This window comes from Methylobacterium sp. Leaf100 (assembly GCF_001422845.1).
Classification (GTDB): Bacteria; Pseudomonadota; Alphaproteobacteria; order Rhizobiales; family Beijerinckiaceae; genus Methylobacterium.
In genome coordinates this window covers 79,403-93,579 of the sequence record NZ_LMMW01000045.1, presented here as the reverse complement: position 1 = coordinate 93,579, position 14,177 = coordinate 79,403, and the positions used below count along the sequence as shown (strand labels likewise).

Sequence of the window (14,177 nt, the reverse complement as noted above, 5' to 3'; positions counted from 1 at the left end):
GGGGAGCGCGCACCCGCACCGGCCCCGGAACCGACTGTCCATGCGCGATGGTGAAGCCTTGGTAAACGAATCGCTAATCGCCCCACGGCTCGGCGTCCGAACCGGGGATTTCTTCGCCCGCGCCGGTTCGCCGCCCGTAGAATGGCGGATCAGCGACGTGCCGGTCCCCTACGAGGAGGCCGTCGTCTACATGGAAGCGAGGGCCGCCGAGATCGCGGCGGGGCAGGCCCGGGAATGCGTATGGCTGCTGGAGCATCCGCCGCTCTACACGGCCGGCACCTCGGCGCGGGCGGCCGACCTCGTCGATCCAGAGCGTTTTCCCGTTCATCGGACCGGCCGGGGCGGGCAATACACCTATCACGGTCCCGGCCAGCGGGTGGCCTACGTGATGCTCGACCTCAACCGCCGGCGCACGGACCTGCGCGCCTACGTGGCCGCCCTGGAAGCGTGGGTGATCGCAACCCTCGAGGCCTTCAACGTCCGGGGCGAGCGGCGCGAGGACCGCGTCGGCGTCTGGGTGCGCCGCCCTGAGAAGGGGCAGGTCGACGGCGAGGGAGTCGAGGACAAGATCGCCGCCATCGGCATCCGGGTTCGGCGTTGGGTGAGCTTCCACGGCATCAGCATCAACGTGGAGCCGGATCTCGCGCACTTCACCGGCATCGTGCCCTGCGGCATCACCGGCCACGGCGTCACCAGCCTCGTCGATCTCGGCCATCTCGTGACCCTGCCGGAGGTGGACATGCAGCTGCGCGCAGCGTTCGAGGCGATCTTCGGGGAAACGCTGCAACTCAAGGTCGATGGAGCACCATAGCGCCACCACCGGGCTTCGGCGCATACTCCACACTGCTGGATCAGTATGGACGGCGCATTCTATCACGCGAAGACCATCGTTGCGTCAAAGCAGCGGTTACCAGGATTTCCATGGAGACGCACTTGGTCCTTCTCGTCCTCCTGTTCGGTCCAGCGGTCGCACTTACGATTTGCGGTAGCCTGTTCGGTCGGAGAGCGGCCGTCGCCCTTTGGCGATACGCGTTTGCTTGGCTCTACGCGGCCGTGATCCTCTACGGCAGTGCGGAACTCGCCTGGTGGACCTTCGCCATCGGCGTCGAGGAAACCGATAGTGGTCCGCTACACTTCGCTAACACAGTCGTCACAGGTCTTCTGATCCTCTCGGCCGGATTCACGTGGTTCGCCGCCCGCATCCAGATATCGGAGTCGAAAGCGGCAGCCCCGCCCGGCGCAATCCGATAGTGTTGGGAACCGAGGACCGGATGCGACTGTCACACCACCGGCACCCCGCGTCCCTTGGCCTGCTCGCCCGGCTCCACATGGATCACCACGACGGCGCCCTCGACGGCGCCCTCGATGGCCGCTTCCAGGCGGTCGCAGATCTCGTGGGAATCCCGCACCGTCATCTCGCCCGGCACCACGAGGTGGAAGTCGATGAAGGTGGCCTGCCCGGCGTGGCGGGTCCGGACGTCGTGCGCTTCCAGGGCGCCCTCTCCGTGGAGCGAGATGAGTTCGCGGATCTTCGTCACCATCTCGGGCGGGGCGGCACGATCGAGGAGGCCACTCACCGAGTCGCGCACCATGGTCCAGCCGGACCACAGGATGTTGAGGGCGACCAGACCGGCGATGATGGGATCGAGAACCGCCGCTCCCGTGAGGAGTACGAGGCCGAGACCCACGAGTACCCCCAGGGAGGTCACCACGTCGGCCATGACGTGGCGGGCATCGGCCACCAGGGCCGGCGAGCGCCAGGCCTTGGCGCGGCCCAGGAGATAGACCGCCCACACCCCGTTGATCGCCGTCGCGACGCCGTTCACGGCTAGACCGAGGACCGGCGCGTCGAGGGGCTTCGGATCGAGGATGCCGTGGAACGCCTCGCGCAGGATCAGCATCGCCGCCGCGATGATGAGCGCGCCCTCGATGACGGCGGAGAAGTACTCGGCCTTGTGGTGGCCGTAGGGGTGATCGTCGTCGGCCGGGCGTGCGGCCACCCGCAGGGCGACGAAGGCGAAGGCCGCCGCCACCACGTTGATGATGCTTTCGAGGGCATCGGAGTAGAGCGCGAGGCTGCCCGTGAGGGCGAAGGCCGCGAACTTGACGCCGGTGACGAGGGTGCCGATGGCGGCGCTCGCCAGGGCGGCCTTCTGAGTGCGGTCCATCACGGCATTCCAGGGTCGGGGTCGGGGTCCGATCGAACCCGCCCTTACGCGCCCGTACGCCCCCAAGGCCACGGCAAAGGTTGAACCCGCCACTGAACGATTGAGGCTCGGCTATAACCGCTGCTTTACCCCCTGCCGTCAGGTGGCCGGTTCGTCGCCGTCGCGCATGGCCTCAGGAATCCGGCCGCGGGCGGCCTCCCGATCGGCGCTCCGGGCCGCCTGGGCGCGCGCCCGCTCGGCCTTTCTGGCGTAGCCCCGCGCGATCCAACGCCACCGGGTGGAGGCCGCGAGGGCGTCGAGGCGGACCGCTTCGCGCTCCCAATAGGTGAGCAGCTGCGAATTCAGGGTCACGCGCCGGGGCGACGACACGGCGGACGGCTTCGCCCTGGGAGGCTTGGTGTTCGAAGCGGACGGGGGCATGGCGCGGCTTCCCGGAATGGAGAAGGGGTTGGGAGCGGACCCGTGCTCAGGCGGGCGGCGGGCTCTGCGGCTCCGGCGCTTCCTCGACGAGCAGCGCATCGGGGTCGTCGCGGAATCCCGCATCGCCCGCATCGGCCACGGGCGAACCCGGCGTGCCGAACGGACGACTCGGATAGGCCGCCGTGAACTTGTCCCGTGCCGCCTGCGGATCGTCCGCCTTGAGGGTGATGCTCGGGCTGTCGGCCAGGGGCCAGCGCGGATCGGCGGGATCGCGGGGTCTCAACGCATACCAAGTCATTCGGAAGCTCGCTCTGCCTTCTCGCACGGCATCCGTACGGGTGAAGCATGAACCGGAGCGGTGCGCCCGAGTTCCCGCACTCCCAAGTCCCCGCTCATCGATCCGAGAGTCGCGCCCATTGATCCGACCCGTCAAACCGTGCTGTTGGCGCGGCATGCGCGTCGATCTCTTCGATTTCGAGTTGCCCGAGGGGAACATCGCCCTGCGGCCCCCGACCCCCCGCGATGCCGGCCGTCTCCTCGTGGTGCGGCCGGGCGAGCCCTTCGAAGACCGGGCCGTGCGCGACCTGCCCGGCCTCCTGCGGCCGGGTGACGCCCTGGTGTTCAACGACACACGGGTCATCCCGGCCCGGCTCACCGGCATCCGTCATCGTCCCGGCTCCCCCGGCCTGCGCATGGAGGCGATGCTGCACCTGCGCGCCGGCCTGGACACCTGGCGCGCCTTCGCCCGACCGGCGAAGCGCCTCGCGCCGGGGGATCGCGTGGCGTTCGGCCGCCACGGGACGAGCGAGCCCTGCGACCTCGGCGGCCTCGACGCAACCATTCAGGAGAAGGGCGAGGCCGGCGAGATCACCCTGCGGTTCGACCTCTCGGGTCCGGCCCTCGACGCCGCCATCGCCGCCACCGGCAGCCTGCCGCTGCCGCCCTACATCGCCGGAAAGCGCCCGACGGATGCCCAGGACGCCACGGATTACCAGACCGTCTATGCCGCTCGGCCCGGGGCCGTGGCGGCTCCCACCGCCGGCCTGCATTTCTCGGAATCACTCCTCGCCGATCTCGATGCCGCCGGTCTCCACCGCCACCGCGTGACCCTGCACGTGGGAGCCGGCACCTTCCTCCCGGTGAAGGCCGACGACACGCAGGATCACCGCATGCATGCGGAGATCGGCATCCTCACGGCGGAGACGGCCGATGCCCTCAACCGGACCCGCGCGGCGGGCGGGCGCATCGTGGCGGTGGGCACCACCGCCCTTCGCCTCCTCGAGAGTGCCGCCGACGCGCAGGGGCGGCTGCACCCGTTCTCGGGTCCGACGGAGATCTTCATCACGCCCGAGACGCCGATCCACGCCGTCGACGCCCTCATGACCAACTTCCACCTGCCGCGCTCGACCCTGTTCATGCTGGTCTCGGCCTTTTCGGGCCTGGAGACCATGCGGGCCGCCTACGCGCACGCGATCGAGCACGGATACCGGTTCTACTCCTACGGGGATTCGAGCCTGCTGTTTCCGGCGGGGCGGTAGGGGAGGCCGGCGCACCGTCCCGCCTGCCCACCCGGTCGATCCGGTGCTAAGGAGCGCCGATGTCCGAACCAGCCACGTCCCCCCTTCCGAGCACGTCCCCCCTTCCGAGCGCGTTCACCTTCCGGGTGGATGCCACCGACGGACCCGCGCGCACCGGCGCGATCAGCATGCCGCGCGGCACCATTCGGACGCCCGCCTTCATGCCCGTCGGCACGGCCGCCACCGTCAAGGCGATGTATCCGGGTCAGGTGCGGGAGTTGGGCGCCGACGTGGTGCTCGGCAACACCTACCACCTGATGCTGCGGCCCGGCCCCGAGCGCATGGCGCGGCTCGGCGGCCTGCACCGGTTCATGAACTGGCCACAGCCGATCCTCACGGATTCCGGCGGCTTCCAGGTGATGTCGCTCTCGGCCCTGCGCAAGCTCGACGAGCAGGGCGTCACCTTCCGCTCGCATGTCGACGGTTCGACCCACCACATGAGCCCGGAACGGTCCATCGAGATCCAGGGGCTGCTGGGCTCCGACATCCAGATGCAGCTCGACGAATGCGTTCGGCTGCCCGCCGACCGGGCCACCATCGAAAAGGCGATGCACCTGTCCCTGCGGTGGGCGGAGCGCTGCCGCGTGCAGTTCGGCGAGCAGCCCGGCAAAGCGATGTTCGGCATCGTGCAGGGTGGCGACAGTCCCGATCTGCGGGTGGAGAGCGCGCGCGCCCTCGTGGATCTCGACCTCAAGGGCTACGCCATCGGCGGCCTCGCGGTGGGCGAGCCCCAGGCGGTGATGCTGGCGATGATCGAGACGGTGGAGCCGCATCTTCCCGCCGGCAAGCCGCGCTACCTCATGGGGGTCGGCACGCCCGACGACCTCATGCGTTCGGTCTCCCGCGGCATCGACATGTTCGACTGCGTGATGCCGACCCGAGCCGGGCGGCACGGCCTCGCCTATACCCGCCACGGCCGGATCAACCTGCGCAACGCCCGCCACGGCGAGGACACCCGGCCCCTCGACGAAACGTCGTCCTGCCCGGCGGCGCGGGACTACAGCCGCGCCTATCTCCATCACCTCGTGCGCACGGACGAGATCCTGGGGATGATGCTGCTCACCTGGAACAACCTGTCGTACTATCAGGACCTCATGGCCGGGATGCGCGGCGCCATCGCGCAAGGCCGCCTCGCCGATTTCTGCGACGGGACCCGGGAGGCCTGGGCGAAGGCGGAGGCCGAGCGCGCCGCCTGAACGCCCCTCAGGGGCGGGGCAAAACCCTGTAGAAGCCGTCCGGATCGTCGGTGCCCGTCGCGACGGCAGCCCCCAGGGCGGTGACGATGCGTTCGGCGATGGGCAGCCTGTAATGAAGGGCGTCCCAGTAATTCGTGTCCTCGGTCGTTACCGGGGAGGGGATTCGGAAGTCTACCACGCGGGCGCCGCGCCGGGCGCCGATCGCGGCGACCCGCGCCTTGCAGGCCGCCTCGCGCGCACCATTGGCCGTGCCGGGCAGACCCTGCGCCGCCACGTGCACCGGCATGAAGGCGAGCACCTTGCGCGTGTCCGGTGGCATCGCGCCGAGGAGATCGTCGAGCCAGCCCAGCGCCGGCATCGGCGCCGCCACGGCATCGACCGGCGGATCGACCGGGGCCGCCTCGGGCATCGCCGCGCCGCCGCCATGGATATGGGCCGCGGCGCGGCGGGCGTCGTAGTCCGCCTCGGGCGGCGTGAAGACGGCATAGCCGTCCGCCCGCAGCCGCGCCGGCACACCGGCCCAGCGGGCCAGCGCCACGCGCCAGGCCGCGGCGAGGCCCTGCCCGTTGAACTGCCGCAGGCCGCCCCAGGGTGTCCCCTCCGCGTAGAGCCAGGCGGGGAACGGCCGGAACGTGAGGCGCTTCGTGTCGGCATCGGCCGCGCACCAATTGGCGTCGAGGCCGAACACCACGACTTTCGGCGCGGCGTACCGCAGGAAGACCCGGGCGATGGACATTTGCTCGAACGGCGTCGCGGCGTTCATGGCGAAGTTGGCGAAGCGGCCGCCGAGCACGGGTCCGAGCCGATCCGGATCGAGGAGCCGTGACGTGGAGGAACCGAAGACCGCCGCGTCGTAGAGGCCGCTGCGGGCGACCTGGGGGTACATGAAGCGCTGGTTGCCATCCATCAAGGGCGCCGGCGTCCGCCCGGGCCCGACCCGCAGGCCATAGGGGTCGAGCACGGCGACGAACCCGAACGCCGCCAGCCCGAAGCCGGCGACCGACAGGCCGAACACCCGGGCGAACCCCTGCCAGGCTCCGGCCCGCCACTCCCGTTCCGCCACTGCGCTCATCACATCCCAGCCGCCACGCCCACAGGAAGGCGGTTTGGCGCGGTTGACCCCCACCCGTCGAGCCCCTATTGCGGGCGTCGCCTCCCGACGGACCCGGGCCTTAATGCCCCCGCCACGGACGCGAGCGCGTAGCTCAGCTGGTAGAGCAACGGACTTTTAATCTGTAGGTCTTGGGTTCGAACCCCAACGCGCTCACCAAATTCCCCAGCCACCACAACGTACCGGGCCGCAATCTGCGTGCGGCCGAAGCGCTGCTGTTTCGACGGCTTGCTCTGCTGTAGCAACGCGATTGCCGTCGCCCCCGGGGCTCCAATTGCCCCGGCCGGTCGGAGGGTGGCGTCAGGACCACACACGAAGCACGATCATGAGGCCGATCGGGACGACGAAGATCAAGGCCGTCGCCCATTGGATGTCGTTCCGTGTGCTTTCCAGCGCGCTTTCCAACGCCGCGATGCGCGCCTCCAGGGCCCGAAACCTCGCCTCGTCCATCACCGGCTCCCTCGGCCTCTCTCACCTCGCCGATGGTGGAAGGACACGACCTCGGCTGTCCAGTTGAACACCGGGCCGTCGTGACACGGGGCACCGAGCCAGAGTCCGCACCGCAACGACGGAGCCGGCTGGGTGTCGTGAACGGCAGCGTGTGGATTTACGACAAAAGACCAAGGTGCGCCGGGGCGAGCTCGCTGTGCTCCGGCTCGGCGATGTATCGGAGAACCCGCCCCGTCTGGGCCAGTTTCGCACCATCCGGCATGAGGAGCGACGGCATGTCGGCGGTGAACGATCCCAGCCCCGGCCGAGTTCAAGCCGATCACAAGCCCGTTCCAGTCTGCGAATACGTGCAGGATGCCGTGGTCCGGGTCACCGGCACCTGCAGCAATCCTGCTCGCCGACATCGTTCCGACGGGCTATCGTTCCACGGAAATGGCCGGGATCCAGCAGGGGGATACGATCCTCGCGTTCAGGGCCGGCCCGCTCGAGATCATGGCGGCGCGCTGTGCGTGGCTGTTCGATGCCGGACGCATCATTGTCAGCGAGGACGTCTTTCGCGGCACGACTGCGAAGACGGACCGGCTCAGCCCGTCGCCTTCGCATCCGCCTTATCGGCCACGCCCTTCAATTCATCGGCGCTCATCCAGGCGATCCCCGAGGGCGAGTGAATGGAATGAGCGATCAAACCCATGCCGATCTTCGTCTTCGCAGCCGCGAGGGCCTTCTCCGAACCCTCGTGCTCCTCGTGATTCCATTGCCCACTCACCTGATTGGTGGTGTCGCCCCAGAGAAGGGTCCACATGGTGATCTCCTTGACCATGAAGGGGAAACGGACCGCCTTCCATTCCGGTTTGGGACGGTCGAAGCACTAGCGGCTACCGTGTGGGCAAGCATTCTGATCCGCGCGCGAACAACACGAGATCGCCCTGCCGTGGATTGTTCAGCGCAAACGGTGTGTCGGACGCACGCGGAAGGAAACCGTTACCCAACTCACGTTCGAAGAACGGGTGTCCGACGGCGTAGAAGCAGCGGTCCTGGACGGCCTGATAATCGAACGACCGCCGGAGAATCGGGGCACTTGCATCGGCGCCGGAACAATAGGCCGCGACCTCGACGCTCCCTGGACCGGACAGCCGAACCGCGACGGTCGACCTTGGACGCACGGTCATCGAAAGCCCGTCATTCAGTGTCACGACCAGGGTGTAGGGCGAGCGATTGTGGACGGACCGCAAGCAGTCGGCCGACGCAGCAGTTGATAGCGTACTTGCCAGGGTGACTGCCAGCATGAGGCCACCCAACACTTGCTTCGTCCCACGCATCACTGGTTTTCCCCTGTGCACCTCAACGCGATCGCTTAAGCCATGGCCTGTATCCACGCCAGCGGCATTGCGGCACGAGACCGAACCAAATCTCTCCGCTGTCCTTTCGCGAACACGCGTCGAACGCGGCCCAGACTGAGCCTCCCGACCGCGAAGATTCTGACGGTCTAGCCCGAGAACGAACCGAAGCCCTCGAAGTCGGACGTTGGAGGAACGATCTTGGCCGGCAGGTCGTCCCATCCCCGGACCTCGCCGCGGCGATCGTCGCGGACGAGCTCCAGGGGACGCTTGCCATTCGTGACGCTCGGCGTATGGCGGACGTCGATCGACACATCGGAGAAGTCGAAATGGTCGGTCGTGATGTAGTTCAGCATTCGGATGATCTCGTTGGTATGCCAGGGTTGCATGGATTGTTCAGTGAATGCGTGGCGCGGCACGACGTTCCTTATGGGGCGCTCGAACGACGCTTCACGGGGCTTTTTCGATCGGCCCCAGCTGGGAACGCGACGACATTCCATCTGATTGGCCGATCATCGGTGCTGCGGCTGTCGATGGACGTCTTTACCGTCGTGGACCGGATGGCCGTCAGCCAGTCGTCCAATTGAAGCCGATCATCGCGATCGCTCCGACGACGGTCATCCCGAGAAGAGCGAGACTGACGATTCGAACGCCCCTGTCGCCGGGATGGTTCTCCGACTCGTAGGATGGCCGAAGCGGAGGGCCGCACCCGTCATCGGTGCCGCGCGGTTGGTTCGCGAGTCGGGTTGCATGGGTGTCGGGGTGGAGGGTCATCGATCCCTTTGGCAGCTGACGGAAGGTCCTGAGTAACGTCCCGAGGACCCACACGATCAGACGAACGGGTGCGGCTCGATCGCCTCGCCGCTTCTGCGGAGTCGATCGTGCGTCCGCGAGAGATCAGCCCAGAAGCCAATGAAACACAAGCGTCACCCCCGCGCCGACGATGGCCAGACCCAGCAGGGTGATGCTGCTGACCTGATCGACCTTATCGACGGTGTCTCCGGCGCGGTGCTGCGGTTCAATCGTAGAACTCTGGCGACCGACAGGTTTAGAATCGGCGTTGACGACGTCCAGCGTTGTCTTGAGCGGTGTCGCGGTGGACCGGCTCTGCGCGTTCATGACTGTCACTCCAGCGAGATCGAACAGACGATGCGCGGTCATCGGCCGATGGTGGCTGGGTCTAGAACGACTCGCTCGCAGCCTGACCACGGAATTCGGGATTCGCTCACGGCGGCGCCTCGGTCGGCGACCGTCGCAACTCGTCGCTCAGGCGTTGCCACGCCCGCGATGGCTCGGATCGATACCGCCATCCGGCCTGGTCTCGTTCTCTATGTCGCCCTCGACGGTCGAATCCGCCGCGATGTCTTCGAACTCGTGGCCGGTCATCCCTTTGGATTGCCCGATACCCGGATTTCCTTTGAGATCTGCGTCCGTCGGGGTCTCGGTCTTCAAATGCTTGTTCGACATGGTGACTCCTGTTGCTTGGCTGGGTCGGCCCTGCCGGGAGGGCTGCCGGTGTATGTTTTCAACCCGACGGCAGGAGCCTCGTTCCTGGCTTTCGACCCCAGGCGACCCTGCGCCGCAACCCACATCGCAGACGCCGCACCGGTGGATCGTTCCCACCGATGGACCGAGTGCGAGATCGGCCCAGATTCATCCTCTGCCGCCGAGAGGGCGAGAGTCCGGTCGCCGAACGCAGCGTTTGGGGTGGCTTGGCGTCGGTTACGGCGCGAAGCAGTGCGGCTCCTGAACGAGCGCCCACGGGACGGTGGGCCTACGCCCGCTCGCGTGGCGAGATCCCAGCCGCGGGGAGTTCAGGAACGCCGCTTCGCGAAAGAGAGGCTCCCGTGTGCTGCCCCCTTCAGCACCCAGAACCCGATACGGATATAGGCGAGCCACACGAGAAGTTGGCGGCGGATGCCGGTCGGAGCGTGGTCGTCGATCATGGCTGCGTCCCACGTGAGGCCTTGGAGCCCACCACGTCATCTAGTACTTTAGTACTGGTATAAATAGGGCCGCCCCGAGCGGCTACCTTCACGTTTCGGTGCGCCTTCACCGCAGCACCTCGGCCGTGCCTAGCGGAGCCGATTGTCGTAATCGGGAGCGTCGTTCTTGCTAAGTCCTACACGTGGAACGATTCACGGCACGAACGGACGGCCGGCAGCCGCATCGCGGCCGACGACCAGGATCGAGTTCGCGACGATGTCTTGTGCTCTTCGAACGCGAACGCTGGCGAACTCGTGAATGGGAAGGGCATTGGCATCCGACACAACCGCTGCGACGAACGAATACCCCTCCCAAGGGGTTCTTTCGTCGACCCGACTTCACCCGCCCGGCGCGAAGCCCGGCGGGTTTTTCGTCGCACGCGCTGAGTTCCAATGATCCTCTTCGGCGGATTTCGCGTTTCCCCCGGCGAACTCCAGATCGCCAGGGAGATGATGACATGAGCTACGGCGCCACCGCGAGTGACAGTCCCTTCATCAAGGGTCGGAACGCCCGCCTCAACGGCAGGAGCCGAGAGGCCTGCCCCTACACCGAAGGCACTGCGGATTACGTTGCGTGGATGCAGGCCTTCGACGAGGCCGCGACCGACGATACCGGAACGGAATCCGGAACGATCGACCCGCAGAAGGCAGCCGAGTAGCACGCGCCACGCGTTCTCTTCTCCTCACCCGCCCGGAGCGATCCGCGGCGGGCTTTTTGTGACTCGGTTCGAGCGGAAAGCCGAGGGAGGGGGAGACACGAATTGCTCAAACAGTAAGGCGGACATGGGAGAGACCCGGCCACCATGGGTTGCCACTCGCTGAAATGGATCGACGCCAGACCAGATCCGTATTCCCTAATAATAAGATTTTATATTTGATTGATCCACTAATATCTATTGGAACAATAATTTTTCGAACGAATTTTAATACTACCGCACATGGAGAACAAAATGCCGAAGATTATAACCTATTTTTTGCCTCGGCTTTTCTGATTGTAAGCGGGGGGATATCGAATGCACAGGAACCCGAGACGACGGTCCCGTCGAGGACTTCACCGGCGGGCACGGCCGGTGAGATGCATAAGGGTGAGCAAATGAAGGCCGGTGAGATGGGTGGCGGTTTTGGGAATACGGGCGTTGCAGGCGCATCACCCGCAGCCGATGGGAACAAGACACAGGATTCTCGGACGACCGAGACACGAGACCGTTGAGACGGGATCCGCATCCGAAACGCAGCGAGAAATAACCCGTGTGATTCGCAGCTGTGGCGTTCTCTGCCAAAGCGCTTTCTCCCCACAGGGGACGCTTCGTGAGACGCTACCTCCACCCGCCCAGCTCCGGCTGCGGCGGGCTTTTCCGAAGCCGCCCGATCGGGCTCGCCGAATAGCGCTACTGGGTCCAGTACTCGTTCTGAGAGTCGTCGAGGTTCCGCGTGATCACCCGGCCGACCTCCTTCATCAACACACGCATCAGCGTGGCAAGGTGGGCGTCCCCCGAATCGAAGATGTCCTCCGCGAGAGCGAGCGTGAGTCGACCGAGCCGCTCACGGGTCGCAGCGTCCAGTTCCTTACCATCCTGCGGATCGGACATCGTTTCTCCCTCGCTCAAGGCGTTGCGCTCTTTTGCGCCACCACGATTGCGCGGCGACGTTCTCGGAAATATCGGTGCAAATATTACAGGCGCTCAACCTTGAAATCGACAAGACAACCGCCTTGCACAATGGCGCCTGTCACGATTTTGATCTCTCGCTAATCCGACTCATGGAACCGTTTCAGAAATTAAAAATATTCCGGAGAGACAAATCATCGCGCAAGTTGAATATTCGAATATTGATGATCAAATTTCTCTTATTGACGAATTGTTTTTAAGCGTATATTTAAAAAACATAGTGATACGCCCAGACAGATCATACCGGACTATTATTTATGTAATTAATAAAATAACAACTCGGTCAAAAGATACTTACACTACGACGATGGCGACTTGAGCATTGGTCCAGCCCGATAAAACAGACCCCGAGCCCCGACGGATTTCTATAGTCATTGGAAGATGCGACCAGGTGGCGCCCTCGGCATTCACATATATCAGAAGCACACGAAAATGTGCCCTCCAACCTTCGAAACGGGCGATGCCAACAGCAACGCCCAACCGTGGAGCTCGGGTTCGTCCGCCGTCATCGACCTTACGCAGGAGGGAACCAATAAGAATACAAGATCGAAAAACATCAAGCTTCCGCATCGGTCAAACAATGCGTTCTTCCCCATAATGCGCTAAGGTGAGGAAGAGTGATGGAATACCTCAATCCAGAGACACCAACGTGCCGACGCGCTACCGCTTTGACCTGGAAGATGATCGAACAGTATTCCGAGATGAGATCGGCGTCGAAACAGACGATCTCGATCACGCAATCGCTCAGGCTGTGTCGGCCATCGATGAACTGAGATTCATAGGCGTGACCCGAACACTTTACATCGGTTGGCACCTCGTCATCTGCGACGACAGCGGCACCGAGTTGAGGCGCGTCAGGCTTTAAACCTTATTCGGCCGAGAGCGGATCGGCCCGAAATTCACGACGGTTAAGAGAACCAATGGGCCTCAGGCAAGGCGTCAGCGACCGGGACCGGCACGCGGCTTCCCGCTTCCGGATTGGTGGGTGGTTCCAACGCGCTGCGCTCTGCGCTACGAGATCGCCGATGAGACTACGAAACTTCACACGAAAACTCGATTCCGACTTTCCGGCGAGCCGAATGCCGGGATTCGACGAGAAGTTTTACCTCGCTGCCTATGCCGATGTCCGACAATTCTCGGGCACCCCGCTGCAGCACTATCTGACGCATGGATGGAAAGAGGGGCGAGATCCAAGCCGCGGCTTCAGTGGCGACGGGTATCTCGCGGCGAATCCCGATGTCAAAGCGAGCGGTCTGAATCCGCTGGTGCACTTTCTCGGTCATGGATTGGCAGAAGGTCGGAAAGGATGGGAGAAGGAATCCCATTCCCCCGCACCTGTAGCACGACAACAATACGTTAGAGACAACCCGCTGCTCAATTCTCATGCCGAAAACAGTATGGTTTTCATGTATTGGGTGAGTCAGGATCTGAAGGAGCCTCCGGCAGCGCCGGCTTGGCGTGCCATCTACCCGAAGTTCACGGTATTTTCCGATGACGATGTCGTACCATTGATGCCGCAGGCATTTGTGCCGATCTTCAAAGCTATTCGTCTGCCTTCCGCCAAATCGGACATCGCCCGCTTTTTCCTCCTACGCGAATACGGTGGCTTCTATATCGACGCGCATGTCGGGCCGACGTCTCCTGCACAATTGATGGAGACGCTCGATAAGCTGAATTCTCACGACCTGATCCTGTTCGGCAAAGGCTGGAGCATGACGAAGGTTACGGATTTCGACCTCATGAACGGGGTTCTGGCTGCACGAAAGAACTCCCCGTACATCGATCTGGTTCTTGATCGGATGATAGCGAACGTCCTGGAACATAAGAAGAAAGAAGACGCGACCGCCGCCTATGTTCCCTACGGACTTTTCGAGATGACCGGCACTTACGTCATCATACAGGCATACTTCGATCAGTCACTTCCTCGGCCTGAGATCAAAGCCGAGTATCGTGACAAGATATTCGTTCATTTCATGAAAAACGAAACGGATTCCGGGTTCGAAGTGGCGGCATTCTACACGTACCGGAAACCGAACAATCATTGGAGCGAGCGGCAAAACAGCGAGCGTTTCTTTATCTGAAGTCCCGAACGATGGCCGCAACGGGTCCGGGTTGCGGGTCAGCCCCATGACGGCCTCGTGCTGGATGATCCGGCTGAAGGCCGTTTCGGGCGTCCGGGGGAAGCGGGCAACCGATGCTCCCCATTCCGGCCGAATCATCGGGCGCCGGAGTGTCTTCTGCTTTCGCCACGCGCCTTGTTAACGCG

At 64.4% G+C, this 14,177-nt stretch carries 19 protein-coding genes and 1 tRNA gene; 8 read left to right on the top strand and 12 right to left on the bottom strand.

What is annotated here, in order from left to right:
* Nucleotides 1-58 precede the first annotated feature (58 nt).
* Both lipB and ASF25_RS23105 read left to right on the top strand, forming a co-directional pair.
* A complete protein-coding gene (gene lipB / locus ASF25_RS16450) occupies nucleotides 59-811 on the top strand; it encodes a lipoyl(octanoyl) transferase LipB (RefSeq protein WP_244473067.1) in 753 nt (250 codons plus the stop codon).
* A 110-nt stretch (nucleotides 812-921) separates the two neighbouring features.
* Nucleotides 922-1,251 carry a hypothetical protein gene (locus ASF25_RS23105; RefSeq protein WP_056305948.1) on the top strand — a complete coding sequence of 110 codons (330 nt, stop codon included), beginning with the start codon at nucleotides 922-924 and terminating at the stop codon, nucleotides 1,249-1,251.
* A gap of 29 nt (nucleotides 1,252-1,280) precedes the next feature.
* Here the strand turns inward: ASF25_RS23105 and ASF25_RS16440 are convergent, their stop codons facing one another.
* The 3 genes from ASF25_RS16440 to ASF25_RS16430 all read right to left on the bottom strand — a co-directional run bounded on the left by ASF25_RS16440 (nucleotide 1,281) and on the right by ASF25_RS16430 (nucleotide 2,886).
* The gene (locus ASF25_RS16440) at nucleotides 1,281-2,168 is read right to left on the bottom strand and encodes a cation diffusion facilitator family transporter (RefSeq protein WP_056173505.1); all 888 of its coding nucleotides are present in this window, start codon (nucleotides 2,166-2,168) and stop codon (nucleotides 1,281-1,283) included.
* A 138-nt stretch (nucleotides 2,169-2,306) separates the two neighbouring features.
* Nucleotides 2,307-2,588, bottom strand: a complete 282-nt coding sequence (locus tag ASF25_RS16435; RefSeq protein ID WP_244473066.1) for a hypothetical protein — start codon at nucleotides 2,586-2,588, stop codon at nucleotides 2,307-2,309.
* A gap of 46 nt (nucleotides 2,589-2,634) precedes the next feature.
* Complete coding sequence (locus tag ASF25_RS16430; RefSeq protein WP_056305944.1) at nucleotides 2,635-2,886, bottom strand: hypothetical protein; 252 nt, start codon at nucleotides 2,884-2,886, stop codon at nucleotides 2,635-2,637.
* Between the two features lie 154 nt (nucleotides 2,887-3,040).
* Between ASF25_RS16430 and queA the strand changes: the two genes are divergently transcribed.
* Nucleotides 3,041-4,126 carry a tRNA preQ1(34) S-adenosylmethionine ribosyltransferase-isomerase QueA gene (gene queA / locus ASF25_RS16425; RefSeq protein ID WP_056305942.1) on the top strand — a complete coding sequence of 362 codons (1,086 nt, stop codon included), beginning with the start codon at nucleotides 3,041-3,043 and terminating at the stop codon, nucleotides 4,124-4,126.
* 59 nt (nucleotides 4,127-4,185) lie between these two features.
* Nucleotides 4,186-5,361 (top strand): tRNA guanosine(34) transglycosylase Tgt, encoded by a 1,176-nt coding sequence (gene tgt / locus ASF25_RS16420; RefSeq protein WP_056173520.1) that lies wholly within the window; start codon nucleotides 4,186-4,188, stop codon nucleotides 5,359-5,361.
* Between the two features lie 7 nt (nucleotides 5,362-5,368).
* On the opposite strand, the gene ASF25_RS16415 is transcribed toward tgt, so the two are convergent.
* Nucleotides 5,369-6,433: a hypothetical protein gene (locus ASF25_RS16415; protein ID WP_056305939.1), complete on the bottom strand. Its 1,065-nt coding sequence runs from the start codon at nucleotides 6,431-6,433 to the stop codon at nucleotides 5,369-5,371.
* Between the two features lie 122 nt (nucleotides 6,434-6,555).
* On the opposite strand from ASF25_RS16415, the gene ASF25_RS16410 reads away from it, so the two are divergent.
* Nucleotides 6,556-6,631 (top strand) — tRNA-Lys (locus tag ASF25_RS16410).
* 141 nt (nucleotides 6,632-6,772) lie between these two features.
* Here the strand turns inward: ASF25_RS16410 and ASF25_RS22955 are convergent.
* From ASF25_RS22955 to ASF25_RS23915, 7 genes are all read right to left on the bottom strand, one after another.
* Nucleotides 6,773-6,925 (bottom strand): hypothetical protein, encoded by a 153-nt coding sequence (locus tag ASF25_RS22955; RefSeq protein WP_156369042.1) that lies wholly within the window; start codon nucleotides 6,923-6,925, stop codon nucleotides 6,773-6,775.
* Between the two features lie 580 nt (nucleotides 6,926-7,505).
* Nucleotides 7,506-7,742 carry a hypothetical protein gene (locus ASF25_RS16405; protein ID WP_056305937.1) on the bottom strand — a complete coding sequence of 79 codons (237 nt, stop codon included), beginning with the start codon at nucleotides 7,740-7,742 and terminating at the stop codon, nucleotides 7,506-7,508.
* A gap of 55 nt (nucleotides 7,743-7,797) precedes the next feature.
* A complete protein-coding gene (locus ASF25_RS22950) occupies nucleotides 7,798-8,208 on the bottom strand; it encodes a hypothetical protein (RefSeq protein WP_156369041.1) in 411 nt (136 codons plus the stop codon).
* 200 nt (nucleotides 8,209-8,408) lie between these two features.
* Nucleotides 8,409-8,678 carry a hypothetical protein gene (locus ASF25_RS16400; protein ID WP_156369040.1) on the bottom strand — a complete coding sequence of 90 codons (270 nt, stop codon included), beginning with the start codon at nucleotides 8,676-8,678 and terminating at the stop codon, nucleotides 8,409-8,411.
* Nucleotides 8,679-9,156: 478 nt separating this feature from the next.
* Nucleotides 9,157-9,378: a hypothetical protein gene (locus ASF25_RS16395; protein ID WP_056305933.1), complete on the bottom strand. Its 222-nt coding sequence runs from the start codon at nucleotides 9,376-9,378 to the stop codon at nucleotides 9,157-9,159.
* 147 nt (nucleotides 9,379-9,525) lie between these two features.
* Complete coding sequence (locus ASF25_RS16390; protein WP_056305931.1) at nucleotides 9,526-9,726, bottom strand: hypothetical protein; 201 nt, start codon at nucleotides 9,724-9,726, stop codon at nucleotides 9,526-9,528.
* A 347-nt stretch (nucleotides 9,727-10,073) separates the two neighbouring features.
* The gene (locus ASF25_RS23915) at nucleotides 10,074-10,205 is read right to left on the bottom strand and encodes a hypothetical protein (protein WP_274533798.1); all 132 of its coding nucleotides are present in this window, start codon (nucleotides 10,203-10,205) and stop codon (nucleotides 10,074-10,076) included.
* A gap of 497 nt (nucleotides 10,206-10,702) precedes the next feature.
* Between ASF25_RS23915 and ASF25_RS16385 the strand changes: the two genes are divergently transcribed.
* Complete coding sequence (locus tag ASF25_RS16385) at nucleotides 10,703-10,903, top strand: Rmf/CrpP family protein (RefSeq protein WP_056173544.1); 201 nt, start codon at nucleotides 10,703-10,705, stop codon at nucleotides 10,901-10,903.
* 729 nt (nucleotides 10,904-11,632) lie between these two features.
* Here ASF25_RS16385 and ASF25_RS16380 read toward each other — a convergent pair.
* Nucleotides 11,633-11,833 (bottom strand): hypothetical protein, encoded by a 201-nt coding sequence (locus tag ASF25_RS16380; protein WP_056173547.1) that lies wholly within the window; start codon nucleotides 11,831-11,833, stop codon nucleotides 11,633-11,635.
* Nucleotides 11,834-12,560: 727 nt separating this feature from the next.
* Here ASF25_RS16380 and ASF25_RS16375 point away from each other — a divergent pair.
* Both ASF25_RS16375 and ASF25_RS24000 read left to right on the top strand, forming a co-directional pair.
* Nucleotides 12,561-12,776 carry a hypothetical protein gene (locus ASF25_RS16375; protein ID WP_056173552.1) on the top strand — a complete coding sequence of 72 codons (216 nt, stop codon included), beginning with the start codon at nucleotides 12,561-12,563 and terminating at the stop codon, nucleotides 12,774-12,776.
* Nucleotides 12,777-12,990: 214 nt separating this feature from the next.
* On the top strand, nucleotides 12,991-13,992 hold the full coding sequence (locus ASF25_RS24000; protein ID WP_082502841.1) for a glycosyltransferase: 1,002 nt from the start codon (nucleotides 12,991-12,993) through the stop codon (nucleotides 13,990-13,992).
* Nucleotides 13,993-14,177: the final 185 nt, after the last annotated feature.